Source organism: Mesorhizobium sp. USDA 4775 (assembly GCF_054062655.1).
The window spans coordinates 951,818-976,535 of record NZ_JBSSFM010000001.1 but is presented as its reverse complement, the minus strand read 5'-3'; the positions used below and the strand labels follow the sequence as shown (position 1 = coordinate 976,535).

General features: G+C 64.1%; 23 protein-coding genes. 8 read left to right on the top strand and 15 right to left on the bottom strand.

Annotated features, from left to right (window positions below; genetic code table 11):
• Positions 1-105: 105 nt before the first annotated feature.
• Complete coding sequence (locus tag ACVILI_RS04985) at positions 106-513, bottom strand: GtrA family protein (protein ID WP_038651025.1); 408 nt, start codon at positions 511-513, stop codon at positions 106-108.
• Positions 510-1,754: a glycosyltransferase family 2 protein gene (locus tag ACVILI_RS04980; protein WP_038651022.1), complete on the bottom strand. Its 1,245-nt coding sequence runs from the start codon at positions 1,752-1,754 to the stop codon at positions 510-512. Before ACVILI_RS04980 ends, ACVILI_RS04985 begins: the two co-directional genes overlap by 4 nt.
• Positions 1,755-1,977: 223 nt before the next feature.
• On the opposite strand from ACVILI_RS04980, the gene gshB reads away from it, so the two are divergent.
• Both gshB and ACVILI_RS04970 read left to right on the top strand, forming a co-directional pair.
• Positions 1,978-2,919, top strand: coding sequence for a glutathione synthase (gene gshB / locus ACVILI_RS04975; RefSeq protein ID WP_038651019.1), 942 nt, complete (start codon positions 1,978-1,980; stop codon positions 2,917-2,919).
• A gap of 523 nt (positions 2,920-3,442) precedes the next feature.
• Complete coding sequence (locus ACVILI_RS04970; RefSeq protein WP_240564572.1) at positions 3,443-4,975, top strand: YifB family Mg chelatase-like AAA ATPase; 1,533 nt, start codon at positions 3,443-3,445, stop codon at positions 4,973-4,975.
• A 195-nt stretch (positions 4,976-5,170) separates the two neighbouring features.
• Here the strand turns inward: ACVILI_RS04970 and ACVILI_RS04965 are convergent, their stop codons facing one another.
• From ACVILI_RS04965 to ACVILI_RS04920, 10 genes are all read right to left on the bottom strand, one after another.
• Positions 5,171-5,482, bottom strand: coding sequence for a DUF3303 domain-containing protein (locus tag ACVILI_RS04965; protein ID WP_038653615.1), 312 nt, complete (start codon positions 5,480-5,482; stop codon positions 5,171-5,173).
• Between the two features lie 311 nt (positions 5,483-5,793).
• A complete protein-coding gene (locus ACVILI_RS04960; protein WP_019862344.1) occupies positions 5,794-6,381 on the bottom strand; it encodes a TetR/AcrR family transcriptional regulator in 588 nt (195 codons plus the stop codon).
• 132 nt (positions 6,382-6,513) lie between these two features.
• Positions 6,514-7,098, bottom strand: a complete 585-nt coding sequence (locus tag ACVILI_RS04955) for a DUF308 domain-containing protein (RefSeq protein WP_064985343.1) — start codon at positions 7,096-7,098, stop codon at positions 6,514-6,516.
• Positions 7,099-7,307: 209 nt separating this feature from the next.
• The gene (locus tag ACVILI_RS04950) at positions 7,308-8,936 is read right to left on the bottom strand and encodes an IS1634 family transposase (RefSeq protein WP_038655116.1); all 1,629 of its coding nucleotides are present in this window, start codon (positions 8,934-8,936) and stop codon (positions 7,308-7,310) included.
• A gap of 466 nt (positions 8,937-9,402) precedes the next feature.
• Positions 9,403-11,568: a malate synthase G gene (locus ACVILI_RS04945; RefSeq protein ID WP_038651013.1), complete on the bottom strand. Its 2,166-nt coding sequence runs from the start codon at positions 11,566-11,568 to the stop codon at positions 9,403-9,405.
• Positions 11,569-11,837: 269 nt separating this feature from the next.
• On the bottom strand, positions 11,838-13,880 hold the full coding sequence (locus tag ACVILI_RS04940) for a hydantoinase/oxoprolinase family protein (protein WP_240564571.1): 2,043 nt from the start codon (positions 13,878-13,880) through the stop codon (positions 11,838-11,840).
• A 175-nt stretch (positions 13,881-14,055) separates the two neighbouring features.
• On the bottom strand, positions 14,056-14,358 hold the full coding sequence (locus ACVILI_RS04935) for a cupredoxin domain-containing protein (protein WP_019862340.1): 303 nt from the start codon (positions 14,356-14,358) through the stop codon (positions 14,056-14,058).
• 58 nt (positions 14,359-14,416) lie between these two features.
• On the bottom strand, positions 14,417-15,043 hold the full coding sequence (locus ACVILI_RS04930; protein WP_038651010.1) for a CDGSH iron-sulfur domain-containing protein: 627 nt from the start codon (positions 15,041-15,043) through the stop codon (positions 14,417-14,419).
• 111 nt (positions 15,044-15,154) lie between these two features.
• On the bottom strand, positions 15,155-15,526 hold the full coding sequence (locus ACVILI_RS04925; RefSeq protein ID WP_019862338.1) for a hypothetical protein: 372 nt from the start codon (positions 15,524-15,526) through the stop codon (positions 15,155-15,157).
• A gap of 143 nt (positions 15,527-15,669) precedes the next feature.
• Positions 15,670-15,864: a DUF1127 domain-containing protein gene (locus ACVILI_RS04920; protein ID WP_457102348.1), complete on the bottom strand. Its 195-nt coding sequence runs from the start codon at positions 15,862-15,864 to the stop codon at positions 15,670-15,672.
• 284 nt (positions 15,865-16,148) lie between these two features.
• On the opposite strand from ACVILI_RS04920, the gene ACVILI_RS04915 reads away from it, so the two are divergent.
• The gene (locus ACVILI_RS04915) at positions 16,149-17,663 is read left to right on the top strand and encodes a winged helix-turn-helix domain-containing tetratricopeptide repeat protein (protein WP_240564570.1); all 1,515 of its coding nucleotides are present in this window, start codon (positions 16,149-16,151) and stop codon (positions 17,661-17,663) included.
• Between the two features lie 165 nt (positions 17,664-17,828).
• Here the strand turns inward: ACVILI_RS04915 and ACVILI_RS04910 are convergent, their stop codons facing one another.
• From ACVILI_RS04910 to ACVILI_RS04900, 3 genes are all read right to left on the bottom strand, one after another.
• Positions 17,829-18,083 (bottom strand): hypothetical protein, encoded by a 255-nt coding sequence (locus ACVILI_RS04910; RefSeq protein WP_457102347.1) that lies wholly within the window; start codon positions 18,081-18,083, stop codon positions 17,829-17,831.
• A gap of 68 nt (positions 18,084-18,151) precedes the next feature.
• Positions 18,152-19,639, bottom strand: a complete 1,488-nt coding sequence (locus tag ACVILI_RS04905; RefSeq protein WP_051726883.1) for a pyridoxal phosphate-dependent decarboxylase family protein — start codon at positions 19,637-19,639, stop codon at positions 18,152-18,154.
• 12 nt (positions 19,640-19,651) lie between these two features.
• On the bottom strand, positions 19,652-20,740 hold the full coding sequence (locus tag ACVILI_RS04900) for a PLP-dependent cysteine synthase family protein (RefSeq protein ID WP_019862335.1): 1,089 nt from the start codon (positions 20,738-20,740) through the stop codon (positions 19,652-19,654).
• Between the two features lie 215 nt (positions 20,741-20,955).
• On the opposite strand from ACVILI_RS04900, the gene ACVILI_RS04895 reads away from it, so the two are divergent.
• From ACVILI_RS04895 to ACVILI_RS04875, 5 genes are all read left to right on the top strand, one after another.
• Positions 20,956-22,977 (top strand): transcriptional regulator, encoded by a 2,022-nt coding sequence (locus tag ACVILI_RS04895; protein ID WP_051726948.1) that lies wholly within the window; start codon positions 20,956-20,958, stop codon positions 22,975-22,977.
• Positions 22,978-23,073: 96 nt separating this feature from the next.
• Complete coding sequence (locus tag ACVILI_RS04890; protein ID WP_027047588.1) at positions 23,074-23,253, top strand: hypothetical protein; 180 nt, start codon at positions 23,074-23,076, stop codon at positions 23,251-23,253.
• A gap of 151 nt (positions 23,254-23,404) precedes the next feature.
• Entirely contained in the window at positions 23,405-23,785 is a 381-nt protein-coding gene (locus tag ACVILI_RS04885) for a YkvA family protein (protein WP_038651004.1), read from the top strand.
• A 136-nt stretch (positions 23,786-23,921) separates the two neighbouring features.
• The gene (locus ACVILI_RS04880) at positions 23,922-24,404 is read left to right on the top strand and encodes a DUF2127 domain-containing protein (RefSeq protein WP_441937222.1); all 483 of its coding nucleotides are present in this window, start codon (positions 23,922-23,924) and stop codon (positions 24,402-24,404) included.
• A 140-nt stretch (positions 24,405-24,544) separates the two neighbouring features.
• Positions 24,545-24,718, top strand: coding sequence for a hypothetical protein (locus tag ACVILI_RS04875; RefSeq protein ID WP_019862329.1), 174 nt, complete (start codon positions 24,545-24,547; stop codon positions 24,716-24,718).

The window sequence follows — 24,718 nt, the reverse complement described above, 5'->3', positions numbered from 1 at the left end:
CTGGGCGCTCTTTTCGCGACGGAAGTTATCGCGAACTCACTGCGCAAATCTTAAACCAGCCTTGCACGTCGTCGCATCGCGTCGGCGGGCCGCCGTCGAATGCCTTCACGCGGCTCTTTGATCGTCGCGAAACACCCAGACCGATGAGAGCACATAGCTCGCGGCGCTTGCGGCGACGGTGATAATGGCTGACATGATCAGCGGCGAGGCGGAAAATATCGACACCGCGACATGGGCGGACAGGCCTGCAAACGCTGCGCAGACCAGCTGGGTGACGAGATAGCGTGGAAACGCATGGGCGTGGTCGTGGCGTCCCTCGAACGTCCAGCCACGTTGTGCCGAATATGCCACGACGAAGGCCAGCATATAGGCGATGACGCTTCCGACGAATGGCGGCAAACCGGCCGACACCAAGGCCCATGACAGCATGAACAACAGCAGCGCCGCGCCAACGCCGACGATGACAAACCGGACAAGCCGTACCGCGGCGAATCTTCGTAGAAGCCGGCTCATTTTTCGGCAGTCGCGGCGGCTTCGCCGGATCCGCCGGGCTGGCCGGCTTTCAGCCGCTTGACCGGGATCTCCAGGACACCGAGCAGGAATGCCGAAAAGAAGGCCTGGAACGAAATGACGATCAGGCTCAGGCCCAGCACGACGATGCGCGGGATTTCGGAATCGTTCAGCGGGCCGAAGCCAAGATGCGCCCAGCGCAGCACCGCATAGCCGAAGAACAGGACGCCGCCGGCAAAGCAGATGCCGGCATTGGCGGCAAGACGGTCGGTGCTGATGGTCCTTCTCAGCCAGTCGGACCCGCGGCTGCGCGGCAGGATGCCGGTGATCTCGGCATAGTATCGCGATATGGCGCCGAAGGTGATGAGCTGGATGCCGGTGATGATCATGAAGCAGGCGGCGACGAAAGTGTTGAGGTCGAGCGAAAGATTGTCGATCACCCGCAGCGGTCCAAACACCAGCAGGGCTGCGAACAGCATGCCCAGGCCGCACAACGCCGCGCCCGGGATGAAGAACATCCAGCGCGGATTGTAGACGAGCAGGAATTTGAGATGCCGCCAGCCGTCACGCCAGGTCCTGAGATGCGGCGGCCGGCTGCGGCCGTCGGGTTTGAGCGTGGTCGGCACTTCCTCGATGCGCAGCCCGGCAAGCGCGCTGCGCACCACCATTTCGCTGGCGAATTCCATGCCGGTTGTCTGCAGGTCGAGCTTGCGGATGCTCTCGGCATTGAAGCCACGCAGGCCGCAGTGGAAGTCCCCGGTCTTGATGCGGAAAAACAGGCGGCCGACGAAGCTCAGCACCGGATTGCCGAGATAGCGATGCAGCGTCGGCATGGCGCCGGTTTCGATGCCGCCCTGGAAGCGATTGCCCATGACCAGGTCGGCGCCGTCGCGCAGGCGCGTCATGAAGGCATCCAGCGCGCCGAAATCGTAGCTGTCGTCGGCATCGCCCATGATGATGAAGCGCCCCCTGGCGGCGGCGATGCCGCCGAGAAGTGCCGCGCCATAGCCCTTCTGCGCCACCGGAACGACACGAGCGCCGCCCTGGGCCGCGATCTCCTGCGAACCATCGGTGCTGCCATTGTCCGCGATCAGCACCTCACCCAGGATTCCGGCCTTATCGAGGAAAGCCCTGGCCTTGCCGATGCAAACGGCCAGCGTCTCGGCCTCGTTGAGGCACGGCATCAGGATGGTGAGTTCAAGCTGTTTGGTCGCGGCGGCGCGGATGGCGGTGAGCGCGTTCATGGTCGTTGTTCCATCGAGGGCCCCCATCCGGCGCCTGCCGTTGGGGTATTCGAGGCCTATTCTTGTACAGCAAGGCTTAAGAAAACGATGACGCGGCCGCTTGTCTTGTCGCGATCGGGCTGGCGGGGATTGTGCCCTGCTGTTGCCGATCTTCAGATGTCGCGATTGGCAGAAGGCGCGGCGACCCTTATATCGCTCTCGTCGACTGCGCTGGGGACCCGCCATGAAGCTGAAAATCGCCGTCCAGATGGACCATATCTCCACCGTGTCGATCGCCGGCGACACGTCGTTCGCGCTGTCGCTGGAAGCGCAGCGGCGCGGCCACCAATTGTTCCATTACACGCCCGACCGGCTGTCGCTACGCGACGGCAAGGTGTTTGCGCGCATCGAGGAGATGCAGGTGCGCGACGAGAAGGGCAGCCATTACTCGCTGGGCGAGAAGGTGCGCACCGACCTTTCGGAGATGGACGTCGTCCTGCTGCGCCAGGATCCGCCCTTCGACATGAACTACATCACCACCACGCATATCCTCGAGCGCATCCACCCGAAGACGCTGGTCGTCAACGACCCGGCCTGGGTGCGCAACAGCCCGGAAAAGATCTTCGTCACCGAGTTTGCCGACCTGATGCCGGACACGCTGATCACCAAGGACAGCCAAGAAGTCGCCGCCTTCCGCAAGGAATTCGGCGACATCATCGTCAAGCCGCTCTACGGCAATGGCGGCGCCGGCATCTTCCATCTGCACGAGGCCGACCGCAACCTCGCCTCGCTGCTCGAAATGTTCGGCCAGCTGTTCCGCGAGCCCTATATCGTGCAGCGCTACCTCAAGGATGTGCGCAAGGGCGACAAGCGCATCATCCTGATCGACGGCGAGCCGGTCGGCGCCATCAACCGCGTGCCGGCCGAGCATGATTCCCGCTCCAACATGCATGTCGGCGGCCGCGCCGAGAAGACCGAACTGACCGAGCGCGAGCGCGAGATCTGCGCCCGCATCGGGCCGTCGCTCAGGGAACGCGGCTTCATCCTGGTCGGCATCGACGTCATCGGCGACTACATGACCGAGATCAACGTGACCTCGCCGACCGGCGTGCGCGAGGTGCAGCGCTTCGGCGGCGCCGACATTGCCAGCCTGTTCTGGGATGCGGTCGAGGGGAAGCGGAAGTAACCTCCGACACCCTGCTGCCTAAGCGATCCGGGAGGAGAAATGTGGCAAGCATCCTATATGAAAATGTCTTTTTAATACTCGCCGTTTGTTTCGGTATTGCGGCATCACTGGTGAATTTATTTGGGTTGAACAGCATGCGAGGTAAATTCTTTCGTCCTCTCGACGAGAAGGACCGAAGCCTTTACGGACTTGCTTCGATACTGGTTATCCTGGTAGTCATTTTCATGGCTGCTCATATTCACTCCCTGGGTGGATCGAAATGAGACCTGCCGCGAGACTGGGGCTGACAATTCTGTGACGATGTCGCGCCTCACTGCGGTCATAGGCACACAGCGATATTTTCCGTTTTCAGTTCGTATTAACCATGTTCCGCCTTTTCAACCGGGCTCAATCCGGCTGCAACCATAGCGATTGCCTTGTTCTCGTAATGTTCTTGATTTGACCGGCAATCTGTGATTGTCTTCTGCCGGGGCCACGTTCCAGGCCTATCGCATGGGTTGCGGCCCATATCCGGGGTGGGAAAATGGTGGCGCGGGTTCGCACGGTCGCTTTCCAGGGCATCGAGGCCGTGCCGGTCGACGTGCAGGTGATGATCGCGCCCGGCAAGGTCGGCATGCAGATCGTCGGCCTGCCCGACAAGGCGGTGGCCGAAAGCCGTGAGCGGGTGCAGGCGGCGCTGCATGCGTCGGGCCTGTCGATGCCGTCGAAGAAGGTGACGGTCAATCTGGCGCCGGCCGACCTGCCCAAGGAAGGCAGCCATTACGATCTGCCGATCGCGCTTGGCCTGATGGCCGCGCTTGGCGCCATTCCGGGCGACATGCTGGCCGGTTATGTCGTGCTTGGCGAATTGTCGCTCGACGGCACCATTGCCGCCGTCGCCGGTGCCCTGCCGGCGGCGATCGGCGCCAATGCCGAGGGCAAGGGGCTGATCTGTCCGTTCGCCTGCGGGCCGGAAGCCGCCTGGGCCGGCAAGGACTTCGATATTCTGGCGCCGCGCAGCCTGATCGCCATCGCCAATCATTTCCGTGGCACGCAGGTGCTGTCGCGGCCGGAGGCCGGTATCCACGCAGCGGCGCGCGACCTGCCCGACCTTGCCGACATCAAGGGCCAGGAGACGGCCAAGCGGGCGCTGGAAGTGGCGGCGGCCGGCGGCCACAATCTGCTGATGGTCGGCCCGCCAGGCTCGGGAAAATCGATGCTGGCGCAGCGGCTGCCGTCGATCCTGCCGCCGCTGGCGCCGAAGGAATTGCTCGAAGTCTCGATGATCGCCTCGGTGGCGGGCGAGCTCGGCGAAGGCAAGCTGACCGACCGGCGGCCGTTCCGCGCCCCGCACCATTCGGCCTCGATGGCGGCAATGGTCGGCGGCGGGTTGCGCGCACGGCCGGGCGAAGTCTCGCTCGCCCACCACGGCGTGCTGTTCCTCGACGAGTTCCCCGAATTCACGCCGCAGACGCTCGATGCGCTGCGCCAGCCGCTGGAGACGGGCGACTGCATGATCGCGCGCGCCAACCACCGCGTCACCTATCCGGCGCGCATCCAGCTGGTGGCGGCGATGAACCCGTGCCGCTGCGGCATGGCCGGCGAACCGGGCTATCGCTGCCTGCGCGGCGAACGCTGCCGCACCGATTATCAGGCACGCATTTCCGGTCCGCTGCTCGACCGCATCGACCTGCGGATCGAAGTGCCGGCGGTCTCGGCCAGCGACCTGATAAGGCCGGATCGAGCGGAGAAGAGTGCTGATGTGGCGCTGCGCGTCGCAGGCGCCCGCACCCTGCAGCGCGAGCGTTTCGAACGGCTCGGCGTGACCAGCGCCACCACCAACGCCCATTGCGCACCTTCTGTCATCGAGGACATCGCGATGCCCGACGCAGCCGGCCTGTCGCTGCTCAAGGACGCCAGCGAGAAACTCGCTTTCTCGGCGCGGGCCTATCACCGCGTGCTGAAAGTGGCGCGCACGCTGGCCGACCTCGACGCCAGCGAAACCGTCGGCCGCATCCATCTTGCCGAAGCGATTTCCTATCGCATGAGTTCGGAACGCGTGGCGCAGGCGGCGTAGAGCGCCTTCCGCCGTCGCCAATCACTTGCGCAGTACCCACGTGCTGTCTCGCCCCAAAGCCAGGATCCATGCCTCGGTGCGCGACCTGCTTCGTGAGCGCACCGGCTGGATCCCACGAAGCCGGTGAAGCGAGTGCGCTCCGAATGCGTCGCCTCGTCCGGCTTTTGCGAGATGCGCAGCCTCGTCGGCTGCCGCTCATGAAGGAAGTTCATCCCGCCATTTGATAGCTTCCATCTCGACGCGGACCGCGTCCTGAACGTCGATGACCTGATGGACGTCGAATTGGAACGCCGGGAAGGTCGAACACATTTTGTGGGCTACCAGCGGGTCATCTGCCTCGATCAGCATGCTGCCACCCCATTCACCCACCCGCGCCACGAAGGCATGTACCTTGACTTCGCTGGGTATCTCCCAGTGCCGGAAGATTTTCAGGATGCGCTTTTGGACGTTCTCGTATTCGATCGCCGATCCCTGTGGCCGCTCGTTCCAATTTACGAGGTATTTCATAATCTCCTCCCTCCGGGGTGACCGTAAATCCGCGAGCGACATTGTAGCTCCCCTCCTTCAAAAAGAGGTAGGCATCACGACAGGAAAGGCGGTGAACCTGTCCGACATTTGAGAACGTATGAAGAACATTCGGCCTGACGGTGGATGCGGCTGATTTTGGGCGTAGAGGGCCTCGTAAAGCACGGTTTTGCCGATTTTCACGCGCGCGACCAGCCCGTCGCTGGGAGCTACAGGTGCGGCTTCGGAGGAGCCACCTATCCTAACATTGTGGTCATTAAACCGCGCGTCGGGCCGATCCGCCTTTGCCCGGATCAATCGGTCGCGGGGATCAACTTCTGCAGCGTCGGCGTCAGGATCATGCCGAAGGTCAAGACATCGCCATAGGCTCGCGCGGAAAGCATTGCCCCGTGGACGGTCGCCATGAAGGCTTCCGCTTCCACACGCGGCGCATTCGATATTGCCAGTGTCCTCTGTTCTGCGCCGCGCTCGATGACGCCAGTCAGCCATCCCGAGAGAAACTGGAAATACGCCCGGACTTCCACGGCAACCTCCGGCGGAAGGGCGGGCAGCTCGCTGGCAAGCAGCGCGCAGACGCAGAACGGCACGCTCGCATCCTCGATGCATCGGGCCCAGATGCCGGCATAGGTTCGAAGCAACTCGGGCGGTTCGGGGACATCGCGCTCGAGCCCTCCCATGCCGATGACGGCATCCTCGAGGTAACGCTTGAGCAGGGTCTGCACGAGGTCGACCTTGCTGGGGAAATGGTGATGGATGCTGGCTTTGCGGATGCCAACCACCTCGGCGATATCGGCGTAGCTGAATCCATTGTAGCCGCCCGCGACGATGAAGGCTCGCGCGGCGGCCAGGATCTCGTCGGCGGTGTTCGAAGGCTTGCTCATGACTTGCTCCGGCGGAGGGCTCCTCTGCACTTAGAGCGGTTCGCCGTTTCATGGAAACCGGCGAACCGCTCTAACCCGTTTGTTTTGACGCGATTCCCAAGGGAAAGCGCTCACACTTTTGCTGGCATTGCCCTAACTTGCGACCCGCGGCGACTTGCGAAGGACGTCGCTGACCGACAGCCACAGAGCGGACACGAAGAAGTAGAAGGCGCCGAACGCGGCATAAGGTGCAACATTGGCGATGCCGATGATCTCCGTGCCGCCGGCCATCTTGACGAAGAACAGACCCGCCAGCGCCGATTGGGCGCCGCTCAGGATCATCGGCCATTGCGCACCGTTGGTTTTCCAGCGCCGCGCCGCGGTCAGGAGCTGAAACACGCCGGAGACAACGGCCCAGACGCCGTAGACCGAGAGCACCGCATTCATGCTGTGACCGAGCGCGATGGCGACCGCAATCGTGGCGACGATGCTGACGGCGAAGTTCAGCAATTGCGACTTGTTGCGGCCGAGCCCGCCGGTGCGCCGGGCGTCGATGTAATTCGCAAGCGCATCCCATGCAGGATAGGCAACCAGCATGGCGGCAGCGAGCGGCGGGCTGCTTTTCGCGACGGTGAAAGCCGCCACAACCCAGGCTGCCGATACGGCAAACCGCAGATAGTAATAGCTTTTGAGCCAGCCGTTTGATGACGGGCTCTGATCGTTCATTTGTCCAGGCATTATGGGGTCTCTCGTTTAATCTACCTACCAACTAGTAGGTAGATTAGTGGTCGTCAAGGCGCGTGGAACTGATTGCCGGTCACCTCGACATCGCATTTATGTGATCAGCGCCCTAATGCCCGACTTAAACACCGCCTGTGAGAATATGTCATTAAGTCAGCATGTTAGGCGCGCGCCGGCGCGTGTTACCACTACATTTTGGGGGGATCTCAGGCGAGTTGTTCGTCGAGGTTGTGTGGCAGAGCGATGCCAGCTGCCTTGAAGACGTTGCCCACTTGGCCGGTGACGTGAGTTCTGGTTGTGACGATGCGACCATCCTTTTCGATGGTGGCTTCCTGGAGGCGATCGAGATCGCGTAGGAGCGGCTGCCATTCGGGCGTCAGGCCTTTGGCCCGGCAGAGGCGGCGCAGTTCCTTGCTGAGCACGAGCGCCAGGAACGAGCAGAACACATGCCCGCGGATGGCGGCATCGGATTGGTGGAAGATCGGCCGGGTATTGAAGGTTGCCTTGGCGGCGCGGAACAGGCTCTCGACCTCGAGCAAATCGCGATACCGCAGCACGGCCTGGAGCGGGGTCACCTTCGCGTTGGTCCGCACCACGGTGATACCGTCGTAGCGGGCTTCCTCGGCAAGCTTGCCGACATCGATCTTGAAGTTCTTGCCGCCGGCCTTGAGGTAACGCCGGTAGGCCGAGTTGCCGACCAGTGCCTTGTCGCCCTTCTTGAGCTGTGCCTCGAGGCCGGCGATGATCGCCTGGCGGTCGGCCTTGTCCTTCTCGGCCTCGGCGTCATTGCGGCTGACGATGTAGCGGTCTTTACCGAACTTGACCTCTTTGACCCACAACTGAGTTTCACCGCGCTGGCGCTCGAGAACGAGCGGAACCATCGGCGCCGTGTCATTGAGCACGACGTTGTGGATCACGCTGCTCGAGCGTTCGCGGGCCCCCAGAATGTATTCCATGCCCAGCTTTTCGAGCGCGGCGATGGTATCGGCGCTGATCATGCCGCGATCGGCGACAACGCAGGCGCGTGTGACGCCGAAGCGCGTTCGCAGCCGATCGACCACCGGCAACAGGACGGTCACGTCAGCGGTGTTGCCAGGCACCATCTCGGTGCAGATCGGCCGGCCCTCGCCATCAACGACCAGCGCCAGGATCATTTGCGCCAGATCGGGGCGGAAGTCCTTGGAATGCCCGCGCTTGCCCAGCGTCTCGCCGCCCGCGCCGTAGAAGGATAACGAGGTTGTGTCCATGAACACAAGGCTGAGGTCGGTGAACAGGTCCTGCCGGCGCGCGAAGAGCTTTTCCTCGATCACGTCTTTCACGCAGCGCGCCACCAGCGCGCCTTGCGCCTTTTCGCCGCGTTCCTCGCCCAGCCACGCCATGGCCCGGTAAAAGTGATGGAGCGCCAGACCCTCGGCGCCCTCGATACCATAATCGGCCATCCAGTTCGCGCAGTCGCGGTCCGAGCCCGACACGAACAGCCGATGCAACGTGCCAATGAACACCGCCCGTTCCACCGCAAAGCCGAACTGGCGCCCTTCCAGCACCTCTTCCAGCACATCGCCAATCCCGAGCCGCTGCCACAGCCGCCCGAACAACAGCGGACCGCCAATGCGGCGAGAGGCAATCCGCCCCGCGTCAATGTCGGACAGGATGAGGCTGCGTTCGCCATGGCGCGCAATCGAGGCCGCCAATCTGTCAAGTTCGCCGCTGGCAACCAGCGCATCCTTGCGGCCCAGTGCCTTTATCGTGCGCTGGCGAACGGTTTTGCCGTCGCGGACACTTTCCACGAGGTAGAGATAGCGATGGCCGCGCGCGACTCTCTCAACGACAAACATGCCAGCGTTGTTAGTAAATAAATGCCGTCAAATCCAGACAAAACAGAGCAAACAGCACAAATGTTGTTACCACACATTTTCGCGCCCGAAATTCAAGGCAAATGAATTCAATGGCTTAACGGACAGTGTTCGCTATCCGTTCACGTCCAACTGTTCAAGTTGGGTAATGGTTCCTGTCTCACCGCAAGGCGCGCGCCGGCCCGGTGACAGCGCTGGCCGGGATCGGTCGAAATTGCGGGGAACGCTGAGGCTGAATTGAGGATCGTAGAACGGATCCGGGATCTCTTTGAACACGCGGCGTCCGGTGCTGGCTGCCTATTTGCCAGATGCAGCGCCGCCCCTCATCTGGCTGCGGCCATCTTCACCCCGCAAACGGGGAGAAATGCCCGGCAGGGCAATGAGGGGCAGCGCCGACCTGTGAAAAATGATCGCGGCGGCTTAATGCGGTGCCAGTGCTCTTGCCCGTTCAGCCCTTCGCCTTCAGCTCCAGCCGCCGCGCGTGCAGCACCGGCTCCGTATAGCCGTTGGGCTGGCTGGTTCCCTTGAACACCAGGTCACAGGCGGCCTGGAAGGCGATGGAGGTGTCGAAATCCGGCGCCATCGGCCGGTAGAGCGGATCGCCGACATTCTGGCGGTCGACGATGGCCGCCATGCGCTGCAGGGAATCGCGTACCTGGATCTCCGAACACACCTTGTGGCGCAGCCAGTTGGCGATGTGCTGCGAGGAGATGCGCAGCGTGGCGCGGTCTTCCATCAGGCCGACATCGTTGATGTCGGGCACTTTCGAGCACCCGACGCCCTGGTCGATCCAGCGCACGACATAGCCCAGAATGCCTTGAGCGTTGTTGTCGAGTTCGCGCTGGATCTCGTCGGGTGTCCAGTTCGGCCGCACGGCCACCGGAACGGACAAGATATCGTCGAGTTTCGCCTTCGGCCGGCTCTTCAACGCCGCCTGCACGGCGTGGACGTCGACCTTGTGATAGTGCGTGGCATGCAAGGTCGCGGCCGTCGGCGACGGCACCCAGGCGGTGTTGGCGCCGGCCTTGGGATGCGCGATCTTCTGTTCCAGCATCGCCGCCATCAGATCCGGCATCGCCCACATGCCCTTGCCGATCTGGGCATGGCCGGCGAGCCCGCATTCGAGCCCGGTGTCGACATTCCAGGCCTCGTAGGCGGAGATCCAGGCGGCCTGCTTCATGTCGCCCTTGCGGATCATCGGGCCGGCTTCCATCGAGGTGTGGATCTCGTCGCCGGTGCGGTCGAGGAATCCGGTGTTGATGAACACCACGCGTTCCTTCGCGGCGCGGATCGCTTCCTTGAGGTTGATAGTAGTACGCCGCTCCTCGTCCATGATGCCCATCTTGATGGTGTTCTTCGCCATGCCGAGCAGCGCCTCGACACGGTCGAAGATCTCGACGGCGAAAGCGACTTCCTCCGGCCCGTGCATCTTGGGCTTCACCACATACATCGAGCCGGCGCGGGAATTGGCGCGGCGGCCTTTCGACCCGACATCGTGCAACGCGATCAGCGCCGTCAGCGCGGCGTCCATGATGCCTTCCGGCACCTCGTTGCCGTCGCGGTCCAGGATCGCCGGATTGGTCATCAGGTGGCCGACGTTCCTGACCAGCATCAGCGAGCGGCCGGGCAGCGTCAGCGTGCCGCCGCCGGGCGCGGTGTAGGCGCGGTCGGGGTTGAGCTTACGGACAAACGTCTTGCCGCCCTTGCTGATCTCTTCGGCGAGGTCGCCCTTCATCAGGCCGAGCCAGTTGCGGTAGACGACGACCTTGTCCTCCGCATCCACCGCCGCGACCGAATCCTCGCAGTCCTGGATGGTGGTCAGCGCCGATTCCAGGATGACGTCGGCAATGCCCGCCGGATCGGTGCGGCCGATCTGGTTGTTGCGGTCGATGACGATCTCGATGTGCAGTCCGTTCTTCACCAGCAGCACGGCATCGGGGTTGGCGGCATCGCCGCGATAACCGACGAATTGCCTGGGGTCGGCCAGCGTGGTGCCGCCGGCGCCGGCGCCAAGCTTCAGCGCGCCATGCGCCACCGACAGGCCGTTGACCCCCGCCCATTTGCCCGAGGTGAGCGGCACCGACTGATCGAGGAAATCCTTGGCCCAGGCGATGACCTTGGCGCCGCGCGCCGGGTTGAAGCCTTTACCCTTTTCCGCGCCGCCGGTCTCGGGAATGGCATCGGTGCCATAGAGCGCATCGTAGAGCGAACCCCAGCGCGCATTGGCGGCGTTGAGCGCATAGCGCGCATTCATCACCGGCACCACCAGCTGCGGCCCGGCAACAAAGGCGATTTCGGGATCGACATTTCCCGTCAACACGCTGAAGGCCGGCCCTTCGGGAACGAGATAACCGATCTCTTTCAGGAAGCCCCTGTAAGCCTCCATGTCGACCGGCGCGCCATTGTCGCGATACCAGCCGTCGAGCTTTTCCTGCATGGCGTCGCGTTTTTTGAGCAGCGCCCGGTTCTTCGGCGCGAGGTCGTGGACGATGGCCGAAAAACCGTTCCAGAACGCATCTGCGGCGATGCCGGTGCCGGGCACGGCCTCGCCAGCCACAAAATCATGCAGCGCGCGGGCAATCCGCAATCCAGCGATCTCGATGCGATCGGTCATCAGCTTGTCTCCAGACGAAAGGCTCGGGCGGGCCTTTGGCATGTCAGGTCTACAGGGTCAATTCGGCTTAAGGTGAAGGGGACATTTAGGCAAGGTTGGCGAAGCTGCGTCCTTCTCCCCGTTCTATGGGGAGAAGATGGCGGCAGCCAGATGAGGGGGCGGCGCGGCGTTGGCCGAACGGGCGGCACAGTGAAACTGCATTCCCTTGGCTCTGCCCCTCATCCGCCCTTCGGGCACCTTCTCCCCGTGAACGGGGAGAAGGAAGGCGCTCACATCGCGATCCGTGGCCGTCCCGAGGCGACCGCCACCACATGCGCCTCGATGAACATGCGCTGGGCTTCGACGGTGGAAACCTTGAACTCGGTCGCGACGTCGATCTCGGCATTGTCGGTACCGGCGTCCCGGGCGCGCTCGGCCACGATCGCTCGCACATCGGCCTCGGCAGCGGCGATCGCCGCAGCCTCGTCGAGGAAATCGCGCACCGTTTCTCCGGAGGCCAGACGGAACAGCCCTTCCCTAGGCTGGCTGACCCGCGCTTCGGCCGAGACCCTGACCTGGCCGACGACGGCGCCGAGCGCGTTGGCGACATCGGTGTCCTCGGGCACCACGCAGTCATTGCCGACCAGGGGCGCCAGGCCGGCGTAGTGCAGCGGCGCGGAAGCGCCGAGGCCGATGACCGGGCGGTCGAGCGCGACGCTCAACCGGGCGATGCCGGGATGGGCATCGACGGCGCGCTGCACCAGCGCGTGCGCCACGGTCGCGGCGCCATCGAGCCCGTCCTCGGCGAAGGCGGTTTCGAGGATGTATTCGGCCGACCAGCGCGTCAGCGTCACCAGCACGCGCTCCGAGATCACTTCCGGCGACGCGGCGATAGGCTGGCCACGGCCATCGCGCTTGCGGGCGAACAGCTCGGCGCCGAGGCGGGCGGTGGCGGCATCCCAATTGGCCTGCTTGCCCAGCACGTGTGCTGCGTCCGACGGGGTGAAGCCTGAGATATGCACCAGCCCACGCGAGACTAGCCGGTTCAAGGTGGCGTTCTGGGCATTGGACGTCAGCAACCTGTCGAGGGCAAGCGGCGTCGCGCCGATCGCCTCGTAAAGCCGCGCTTCCGGAGCGGTGAGACCCGCCGCAAGCCTGTCCGGCACGCCGGTGCGCACCGCGAAGCGGCCGTCCATGCGGCCGGGATTGGGCGAACGCAGCTGGCGTTCGAGCTCCGATTTGACGGCGTCGCCATGCCCCATGCCGGCCAGCGCCAGCGGCACCAGGCGGCGCGGCCCGAGCAGTATTTTTGGATTGAGCGCGCCGTCCTCCAGCGCCACTTCGGAATCGCCGCCAAGGCCGAAGGTGCGCATGGCGACCGCCTCGACCATGGTGCGGAAGCCTCCGACGGTGGCGCCTTCGGGATCCAGGCGCGGCCGGCCCTTGTCGAGCACGGCGACATCGGTGGTGGTGCCGCCAATGTCGGAGACCACGGCATTGTCGAGCCCGGTCATGTGGCGGGCACCGACCAGGCTGGCCGCCGGACCGGAGAGGATGGTCTCGATCGGCCGCTGGCGGGCGAACACCGCCGAGACCAGCGCACCGTCGCCGCGCACCACCATCAGGGGAGCGGCGATGTTGCGGGCTTGCAAAAACCCTTCGGTCGCCGCCACCAGCCGGTCGATCATCGAGATCAGCCTGGCGTTGAGCAGCGTGGTCAGCGCCCGACGCGGGCCGCCGAGCTTGGCCGAGAGTTCGTGGCTCGCGGTGACCGGCAGGCCGGTCTTGTCGCGGATCAGTTCGCGGGCGGCGATCTCATGCGCCGGGTTGCGGGTGGCGAAATAGGCGCACACGGCAAAGCCGGACACCGAGGCACCGAGTTCCGGCAGGGCCTCTTCCAGCCCTGACAGATCGAGCTTGGCGGCATTGCCGTGGACATCATGGCCGCCCGGGCAAAACACCACCGGATCGGTGCCGAGCGCGGTCTTCAGCCCATCGCGGGCGAGGTCGGCTTCGGAAAAGCCGATCATGACGAGCGCGACGCGGCCCCCCTGGCCCTCGACCAGCGCATTGGTGGCCAGCGTCGTCGACATCGAGACCAGTTTGATCGCGGCCGGATCGGTACCGGCCTTTTCGAGCACCGCGTCGACCGCGCCGGAAATGCCGACAGCGAGATCATGCCTGGTGGTCAGCGCCTTGGCCTTGGCCAGCACCTTGCCCTTGTTCGGCCCCTGCTGCGGGCCCTCCGTCTCGGACCACAGCACGGCATCGGTGTAGGTGCCGCCGGTGTCGATGCCGAGGAACAGAGGTTTTGACTTGGTCTTGGCGGTCATTGGCAGTCCGGGCGGTGGGGAATTTTGCTTCCCGCCCTTAGCCTATCGCGGCCGGCCGATAAAGCCACGAGCGCTGGGCCAACACGCGATGACCGCAATAGGAGCCCCGATCTCCCCTTGGGAGGGGATCGGCGGCTTTGACCGCAACGCCAGGGGCCCTCTGGCGAGGATGCCGCTATTTGGCTGTGACAATGCCCTTCATCGAGCTGTGGATCGCACAATGGAATGGATGTGCGCCGGCCGCCGATACCTTGACCTTGGCGCTCTTGCCGGTGGCGAGATGGCCGGTGTCGAAGGAGCCATCGAGCGCGGTGGCGGTGTGCGTCATCGAGTCGGCATTGGTGAAAGTGATGGTATCGCCAACGGCGACCGCGATTTTCGGTGGGTTAAATTTCATGCCCTTGATCTGGACCGCATGATTGGCGGCGTAGGCGGGCACGGCAAAGGCAAGCAAAGCAAGAACGAGCATGGTGCGCATGATGGATTTCCTCCTGAGCGCGAACCCTCATCCTACACTAACGCTGGCGAACGGCCTTTTATGCCACGAAGCCGATCTTCTTATGCGTATTGTCACAAAACGGCTTGTTGGCCGAGTGGCCGCAGCGGCAGAGGAAGGTGCGCTGCGTGCGGTCGATCGTGTGGCCGGTGCCGGTGACGATCTCGACATTGCCTTCCAGCTTGAGTGGGCCGTTGGTGGTCGGCGTCACTTTCAGCGGGCCGTTGCGCGCTTCGAGCGCCGGCGTGTCCTTCAGCGGCGGTTCGCCGGTGGCGGTGAAGCCGGCCTTGCTGTGGCTGCCGTCGCAGAACGGCTTGTTTTCCGACGCGCCGCAGCGGCACAGCGTGGCGCGAAAGAAGGTTTCGCCGTCGAGCACGATCTCGGCATGCACGGCAAGCGGGCCGTTTTCACGCAGCCGCACGGTGTTGACCACCGGCGGCTGTTCCTGCGGCCCGCCATCCTTCCTGACATAGGTGATGGCACCCGACGGACAGCTTTCGGCGATGGCGACAATCTTTTCGACACTGGCCGCGTCGGGATGGATCCATTGCCCCGGCGCGTTGGGCACGAAGACATGCGGGTCGCCGAGCACGCAATTGCGCGAATGGATGCAGCGCTTGGCGGAAAAGCCGACGTCGATCTTCTCACCCTCGACCGTGCCTGCCATTGCCGTGCTCCTCTTGCCTGGGGCGCGTCGCGGCTGAACCGACGCGGCGCGCTTTGGGTATCGGCACAGGCTATCGCTCCCATGGGGGAGACCGTCAAGCTGGCAAACCGGTCAGGGGACGAGATTGATCTCCTCGGTCTCGCCGCCGCTGCAGGTGTAGCAGCAATCCTCGCATTTTTCCTTGTTGCCGGGGCCGACGCCCCAATAGGTGCCCTCGTCGCCATCGACCCAGGCGCCGTAGCAGATGGATTCGCCTTCGTTGCAGGAGATCGGCAACGACTTGGTCTCGCCGTCATCGAGATAGAAGTCCTTGCCGTTGCCCGGCCAGACATAATCGCGATCCTGGCTGTAGAGCTCAAGGCGCATGGCGTTGGGATGGCTGTTCTTGATGGCAAAGGTGACGTCGCCGGCATGGGCGGCTGGTGCAAAAAGGATGGCAAGCGAGAACGCGGCGGCAAGCCGGCGCGCTGGTATGAAAGACATGGAAACCCCCGATGAAGAATCGGCCCCCACGGCCGATGGGGTCATCATGCCATGACGGGGGCCGGTGCTAAAGGGGGATGACGACAATCCCTGATAGAATCGCGGGAGCTAAACGACGAACCGGCGTCATTGCAGGCTTGCCCCTATCGTTGCCAGAACGGCAGCTTGGCGATCTCTTCATCGACCTCCCGCCTGGTCAGGCCGATATCGTCGATCAGATGCGGATTGACTTCCGAGATCCGCTTGAGGTCCCAGCGATAGCGTGTCTGTTGACGCCAGGCCGCGATGGTGTTCCGCAAGGTGGCAAGGCTGTAGCGCCGGCGCGATGTCTGCCCCACCGCGCGCTCCACACCGCACTGCCTGATGCGGGGCCGAAGCAAAGATATTGGTCATGACAACCTCCATATGTTTTGGCGCCCACAGGCTTGAGAATGGGCGGCCTTTGATCTGAACGAGGTTGAATTCTGCAGGATATGGAGGGCGCCGTAATTAAGCCCTGCCAAATAGTTCTCAAAAGTTCCAAACAGGCGCTAACGCGTTGTTTTGACGCCATTCCCTGGGGAGGCGCCGCGCGCTTTCCCCGATGAAACCGCCTCACACTTTTCGCGGAATTGCTCTATAGATGCGCCCTATGCAGGGATCGCGCTTTGCCTTTGGTCCGTTCGTGCTTGATCCGGGTGCGGGAACGCTGCTTCGGAACGACGATCCTGTTGCTGTCGGCTATCGTGGGCTGAAGCTGCTTGCCGCGCTCGTCGGACGGCCCGGCGAAATCCTGGAGAAAGCCGAGCTGATGGATGCGGCGTGGCCGGGAACGGCGGTCGAGGAAGGCAACCTCACCGTCCAGATCGCGCAGCTGCGCAAGCTGCTTGGTCCGCCCGCCGATGGCGGAGAATGGATATCGACGGTTCCGCGCGTCGGCTACCGCTTCACGGGCGCCATCGAAAAGCTCGACCGGGCAAAGCGTAAACCCTTGCCGCTGCCCGACAAGCCATCGATAGCGGTGCTGCCTTTCGTCAATCTCAGCAACGACCCCGAGCAGGAGGCCTTCGCCGACGGGTTAACCGAGGATCTGATCACCGACTTGTCCAGGGCCCCGGGCCTGTTCGTCATCGCCCGCAACTCGACCTTTGCCTACAAGGGCAAGGCGATGGACGTGCGCGCGATCGCCGAGGAGCTTGGCGTGCGCTATCTGCTGGAGGGCAGCGCCAGACGCGCCGCGGGGCGCGTGCGCATCAACGCCCAGCTGGTCGACGCGATAAGCGGCGAGCATCTGTGGGCCGAACGCTTCGATCGCGGCCTGGACGACATATTTGCCGTTCAGGACGAGGCCACGGCCAAGATCGTCGAGGCGCTGCTCGGACGGCTGCGGGCGCCGCCGCCACGCAACCGGCCGACAAATCTCGAGGCCTACGATCTGTGCGTGCGGGCGCGCAAGCTGATCGACGAATCACCACAGACGGCAAGGGAAGCGCATCTGTTGCTGACGCGCGCGGTGTCTCTCGACCCGGACTACGCCGAGGCTCATCGCTGGCTTGCCATGAACCATTGGATGGGATGGGTGCATTGGGGCGAGCCGGTCGACCCCAACCGTCGCATCGCGCTGGAACTGGCGCGCAAGGCCGTGGCGATCGATCCCAACGATGCCGGCTGCCGTTGGGTGCTCGGCAATCTGCTCGCCTATGAGCACAGTTTCGAAGAGTCGGAAGCCGAATTCGCCAAAGCGTTCGAACTCGACCCGAACGAGGCCGACGCCTGGGCGACCTTGTCCGACATCGCGGTGCTGGCCGGACGAGTCGAGGAAGGCCTCGAGCACATCCGCAAGGCGTTCCGGCTCAATCCCTATCCGGCAAGCTGGTACTATCTGACGCTCGGCGAAGCACAATATGCGGCGCGCGACTACGAAGCCGCCGTCGAGACCTTGCGCCGGGAGGAGACTTACCGGACGAGCTCACGCCGTTTCCTGGCGGCGAGCCTGGCGCAACTCGGCCGGCTCGACGAGGCGCGGGCCGAGGTCGAAATGTTCCTCATCGGCAACCCGCACTTCACGACCAGCTACTGGGTCTGGACGGAGCCATTCCGCGACACCGCGATGCGCGATCATTTCGTCGACGGTTTTCGCAAGGCGGGCCTTCCCTAGAGCAATTCCTGACCGAAACCATTTCACAATTTCCCGGAATTGCTCTGGTGACGCCCGGCCAATCACGGCACCAGATCGATCGTCTCGGTCGTGTGTTCCACGCAGATGAAGCAGCAGGTGTCGCAAGGCTGGTCGTTATCAGGCCCGACGCCGGCCGAGATCCGGTCATTGCCGTCGACCCAGGCGCCATAGCAGATGCGCCTCACCCTGATTGCAGGAAAGAGGCACCGATTTCTGGGAATTCGGGTCGATCAGGAACACCTTGCCGTTGCCCGGCCAGACGGTCTCGCGGTCGCGGCTGAACAGCTCGACCGCTACCGCTTCCTTGCGCAGGTTCTTGACGAAGAAGGCCATGTCGGCGGCCTTGGCCGAGGTCGTGCAGACGAGCGCCGCGAGCACGGCCATACGAAACAGCGTCACGGTCGGACCTCCCGAATCACCACCGCAGAATCGCATGACCGCCCATGCCTGTCGCTTCGCTTTTGGAACTATTTCACGGAAGAACCTTCCGCCATGATCTGCCGCCCCAGCCGCACCGTTTCGCCGACCAGAAGATCGAGATCGTCGCGCCTTGTGCGGTGGTTGGCGATCGCCACGCGCAGCCAGTGTTCGCCATACAGGGTGGTGTCGGAAAGGGCGGCAATGCCCTTTTCCTGCAGCCGCAGCATGATCTCGGTGTTGAGCGCCTTCAGTGCCTCGCCGGTGACGCCGGGCTGGTAGCGGAAGCAGACGATGTTGATGGTCGGCGCCATCGCCAGCTCCAGCAGCGGCTCGGCCTCGATCAGCCCGGCGAGATAGGAGGCCTGCGCGATGTTCTGGTCGATGAGGCGGCCGAATTTATCGGCGCCATGTTCCTTCAGCGCCATCCAGACTTTCAGCGCGCGAAAACCGCGCGAGGTCTGCAGGCCGTAATCGTGCAGCCATTCGCCTGAGGCGAGGCCGCGCGGCGTCGATTCCAGATATTCCGGCGTCACCGCGAAGGTCCGGCGATGCGCGACGGCGTCCCTGACCAGGGCGCAGCCGACCTCGAACGGCGCGTGCAGCCATTTGTGCGGATCGAGCGCGACGGAATCCGCCCATTCGATGCCGGCGACGCGATGCGCATTGTCGGGCGCGATCGCGATCAGCGCGCCGATGCAGCCATCGACATGGAACCATAGGCCTTCCTCATGCGCGAGCTTGGCGAGCGCCCGCAGATCGTCGATCGCACCGGTGTTGACGGTGCCGGCATTGCCGATGACGCAGGCCGGATTGAAACCGCCTTCGCGATCCTCCGATATCGCCGCGCGCAAGGCCGGTATGTCGATGCGCAGGCCGGCATCGGTCGGGATGCGGCGCAGCGCCCGGTTGCCGAGGCCGAGCGCTTCCATCGCCTTGCGGTGGCAGGAATGGATCTGGTCCGAGCCATAGAAGCGCAGCGGCTTTTCGATTGCGGCGACGCCGTGCTCGCGCACGTCGATGCCGGCCTTGGTGTTGCGCGCCACGGTCAGGCCGATGATGTTGGCCATCGAGCCGCCGCTGACCAGCGTGCCAGAGGCGGAAGCGGGAAAGCCCAGCATCTGCTTGCACCAGTTGACCACCTGGCTGTCCATCAGCCCGGCGGCGTGGTTGCCGCCGCCGAGATTGGAACCCTGGATCGCCGCCAGGAAATCGCCGAGCGCGCCGGTGAAGTTGCTCGACCCCATGTACCAGGCCCAGAAGCGCGGATGGATGTTGCCCATCGGATAGGACATCACCGTGCGCGACACCTCGCCGTAGACGGCGGCCAGCGGCGCCGGCGATCGCGGCAAGGGTGCCGCGAAGGCTTCTCGCACCTCCGCCGGCATCTCGCGCCAGGCCGGGCGGTCCCTGATGTCGCTGAGGTAATCGACAGCATCATCAATGACCTGGTGCGACAGGGCTTGCACTGCGGCCCAGTCGGCGGGGTCGAGCGTTTCCTCGGCGGCCACGCCGAGGGTTTCCTGCGCGATGTCCATGACCGGTCTCCGTCAAGCCGCCGGGAACTGGCAGCCGGGCGTCGAGCGCGACAGCGCCATCTCCTCGGCATCCATCTCGGCCTCGATGCCGTCGAACAGCGGCGTCGACATGTAGCGCTCGCCGGTGTCGGGCAGCATGCACAGGATCACCGATCCGGCCGGCGCCTTTTCCGCGACCTGCCGCGCCACGGCGAAGGTGGCGCCGCCGGAAATGCCGGTGAAGATGCCCTCCTTCTGCGCCAAGGCCTTGGCCCACTTCATGCCTTCGGGTCCGGCAATCGGCACCACCTCGTCATAGAGGCTAGCGTCGATGGCTTCCTGCAGCACGTTGGGGATGAAGTCCGGCGTCCAGCCCTGGATCGGATGCGGCTCGAAGGCCGGGTGGCTGGCGGCAGGGGCGCCATGGGCACCGCGCTGCTGCGCCTTGCCGCTGCCGACCAGCTGCGCATTGGCCGGTTCGGAGAGCACGATGCGGGTCTCCGGCCGCTCACGGCGCAGCACGCGCGCCACACCGACGACCGTGCCGCCGGTGCCATAGCCGGTGACGAAGCAATCGAGCCGCGACCCGGCGAAATCATTGACGATCTCACGCGCCGTGGTGGCCTCGTGGATGGCGGCGTTCGCCGCCGTCTCGAACTGCCGGGCGAGGAACCAGCCATTGGCCTCGGCCAGTTCCACCGCCTTCTTGTACATGCCGAAACCCTTTTCGGCGCGCGGCGTCAACACCACCTTGGCGCCGAGCATGCGCATCAGCTTGCGGCGCTCGACCGAAAAGCTGTCGGCCATGGTGACGACCAGCGGATAACCCTTCTGCGCGCAGACCATGGCCAGCCCAATGCCGGTGTTGCCGCTGGTTGCCTCGACCACCGTCTGCCCGGGCTTCAACGCGCCGCTGCGCTCGCCCTCCTCGATGATGTTGAGCGCCAGCCGGTCCTTCACCGAGGCGGCGGGGTTGAAGAACTCGGCCTTGACGTAGATCGTCGCATGGGCCGGTGCCAGATTGTTGATGCGGATCACCGGCGTGTCGCCGACGGTGTCAAGAATGCTGTCGAACAGGCGACCGCGCCCGGCGGTGGTTCTGATTTCCTGTCGATTCAACATGTTTTGATCTCCTCGATCGTGTTCGTCTTCACAGGCCGGTTACAAACCGGCGGGTTGGGCGGCGAGGTTTCGAGACATGGCCGCGCTAGGACTGACATGCCGACGATGCGGCAGTGACGGTATCCGGCGCGAGATTCGCCCCGGATGCGCCGTGTCACGTTTGGTGATACAGCAAGGGTCGACGGGCCAGCGTGGGAGCAGGCGTGGAAACGCACGTGGAATCCGCACCATCGAGGCTGGAGGCTGACAGGCCGATCCTGTCCTTGCGCCTGCTCGGACCGCTGGAAATCCTGCGCGACGGCGTGCCAGTGGCGCTGCCGGCATCGCGCAAGTTGCGCGCGCTCCTGGCCTATCTGGTGCTGGCGCCGCACGCCGTGGGCCGTGGCCGCCTGTGCGAGTTGCTGTGGGATGTGCCCAACGACCCCCGCGGCGAATTGCGCTGGTGCCTGAGCAAGCTGCGCGCCGCCCTCGACACGCCGGACCGGCGTCGGGTCATCACGCCAGGCGATACGGTCGCGCTCGATCTCGAAGGCTGCCATGTCGATGCGCTGGAGATCAGCCATGCCGCCGCGCAAGGGATCGCTACGCTTGATGTGGAGCGGCTGCAGGCGCTGGCAGGACTCTTCGCCGGCGATCTGCTCGACGGGCTGGAGCTGGAGCGGAGCCCGCTTTTCGACGGCTGGCTGGTCGCCCAGCGCCGGCGTTTTCACGCATACCACGCCGCCGTGCTGGAACTGCTTGCCGCAAACCATCCGGCGGGCTCGCCCGAAATGTCCACGCATCTCGATAAATGGGTCGAGCTGGCGCCTTTCGACACGCGCGCTCATCTGGCCTTGCTATCCAATCTGGCCGAGCGCGGCGCTATCGGCGCGGCCGAGGAGCATCTGGCGTCGGCTGCTCGCCTATTCCAGTCGGAAGAGCTGGATTTCGCCCCGCTTCGCGCGGCCTGGCAGGCAATCCGCCATCAACAGTCAAGCAGCCCGCTCAAGTCACAGCCGGCCGGCCTGTCCACACTGCCGCAATTGGTGGTCACAGCGGATAACGTGGCCACGGTCGAGCCAAGCCAGGCGTCGCTGGCGGTGATGCCGTTTGTCGAGGAAAGCGGCGGGCGTGGCGGGCTCGCCGACGGCTTCACCCACGACATCATCACCCGGCTTGCCAAGCTTCGGGATTTCTTCGTCATCGCGCGCGGATCGGTGTTCGCGCTGGCCGAGAAAGCCATCGCACCCGAGGAGGCCGGCAGAAAGCTTGGCGTCGACTATGTCGCCACCGGCACGGTGCGCAGCCTGACCGGCCGCCTGATCGTCAGCGTCGAGCTGGTCGAGGTGCGCACGGCCAGGATTGTCTGGGCCGAAACCTTCGAGCGTCGGCCCGACGACCTCTTCGCCGTGCTCGACGATATCGGCGACAGCATCGTGTCGTCGATCTCGGCCGAGATCGAAACGGTCGAGCGCAACCGCGCCAAGCTGAAGGCGCCCAACTCGCTCAATGCCTGGGAAGCCTATCATCGCGGCCTCTGGCACATGTACCGCTTCACCCAGGCCGAGAACGAGCAGGCGCGGCATTTCTTCGACAAGGCCTTGCAGCTCGATCCGACCTTTGCCCGCGCCTATGCCGGCCTGTCCTTCACCCACTGGCAAAATGCCTTCCAGCGCTGGGGCGACCGCGACCGGGAAAGCGCGCTGGCCTATGAGAGCGCCGGCCACAGCCTGCTGGTCGACGATCACAATCCGGCCGCGCACTGGGCGATGGGCCGGGCGCTGTGGCTGCGCGGCGAGCAGGACGGGTCGCTCTCCGAACTGGAGCGGGCGGTGGATCTCAGCCCGAATTTCGCGCTTGGCCATTACGCGCTGTCCTTCGTCCACTCGCAGTCGGGCGACCCGCAGGCGGCGATAAGCTCGTCCGACCATTCGCGGCATCTCAGCCCCTTCGACCCGCTGCTGTTCGGCATGCTGGGGTCGCGCGCCATGTCGCATGTCCGGCTCGGCCAGTTCGAGGAGGCGGCCGAATGGGCGCTCAAGGCGGCGGCGCGGCCCAACGCGCATACCATCATCCTGGCGATCGCCGCGCACTGCCTGGCGCTTGCCGGCCGGCTCGAGGAGGCGCGCGGCTTCGCCGCCGCGATCCGCAGGACATTGCCTGATTACCGTGCCGACGATTTCATCGGCACCTTCCGCTTCGACCCCGATGCCGAGGCGCTGTTCCGGCAAGGCGCGAGGCGCATCGGGCTCAGCTGATTTCGCGTTTGCGGCCCCGTTAACGAAGTCGGAAGGAGTTGCTTAACAGTTCACCTCTATGTGACCCCTCGGGGGGTCCATGGCAAAGTGAGTATGATGAGCGACAGCCCCGACAAGCGCAGCAACGAATGGCGCGCCATTCTTCATGTACAGGCCCGTGTCGCCGTCCTGTTCGTTCCGGTGGTGGCCAGCCTGCTGCTCATAGCCGCGCTTGCCGGCAATGACCGCAAGTCCGTTCCGGATGTCGACCGGACCGTTACCGGATCCGTGCGATAAACGGAGCGGCTCCGAGCCGCTTGCGGGAAGCCCCGAACCGGTGCCATGTATTAACAAGAGGTCCGTCAGCTCTTCGAGGCGGATGCCATGTAGGGGCGCCGGGCGGCTGGCGTGCGCTATCGGGGCATCATCGTCGGCGTTAAGGTCGCCAATGGCTCCGAGACTGAATGAATGGGCGCGAACGATCAAGCGCGACGTGCATGCGCTCTACATCGCCGCGCGCGATCCCCGAACGCCGTGGTACGCCAAGGCGCTTGCTATGTGTGTCGCGGGCTACGCCTTGTCGCCAATCGATTTGATTCCCGATTTCATCCCCGTGGTTGGCTACCTCGACGATGCGGTCCTGGTCCCCTTGGGCATCCTTGCCGTGGTCAAGATGATACCGCCCGAGGTCATGGCAGAACACAGGGCGGCCGCCGCCCTCGCCATCGATAGGCCGGTGAGCCGCGGCGCGGCGCTGATCATCGCCTGTATCTGGGTCGCTTCGGTGGCGCTGGCGGGATGGCTGGGGTATCGGTACTTCGCGGGCTGATCCTGAAGAGCCGTCCCGTCGATCGCGTTCTGCACGCGTCCGTTGGCGGCCTAAAGAACTTTGGTCACCAGATTGTCCAGCCGGGAGTTCTCGCGGTAAGCCAGTCGTACCACGTGGCTGGTTGTGAGGTGGATTGTTGAAACCCGTCGATGAACACCGCATCCATCAGATCTTCGAAGTCAGCGTATGGCTGAAGGGCGCGCATGCCCTGATCGAATGCATCGGCGGGCTTCTGCTCTATGTCGTCACCACCGATACCATCGCCTCCTGGGTCAATGCCCTCACCGCGGAAGAATTGATCGAAGATCCGAACGATTTCATAGCTGGGCATCTGTCGCAGATGGCAAGCCATTTTTCTATCGCCAGCAAAGAGTTCTACGCCTTCTACCTGCTCAGCCACGGCCTGATAAAGCTTGCCCTGGTTGTCGGGCTTTTGAGAGGCAAGCTCTGGTCTTACCCGGCCTCGCTCGCGGCCTTGGGCCTGTTCATGATCTATCAAGTCTACCGCTACTCATACACCCATTCACCCGGCCTGCTGGTCCTGACCGTCTTCGATGCGGTCGTGATGGTGTTGATCTGGCATGAGTGGAGGGTCGTGCGACAGCACAAGCCGGCATGACGGTGCCGGCACAAGGTGGACCGACGGTAAACGCTGCTGCTGTCCGGCCACAAACGCCTGATTGCAAGGCGCGCCTGCTTTGCCGGCGGAACCGCGTGCCGCGTCGAACATTGTCTTCCAGGACAGCCCTGGAGGACATCATGACCCGAGCCCTCGACGTCAACGAAAACACCGAGCAAAATCCCGAGGGTCCGCCGCAACCGCAGACCGGCGACGATCTCAGGAAAAAGAAGGTCGAAGGAAAGGCCTTCCAGGTGAATGAGAACAGCGTCGACAATCCGGCACGCGCGCCCGTGACGCCAAAGCGGGACTGA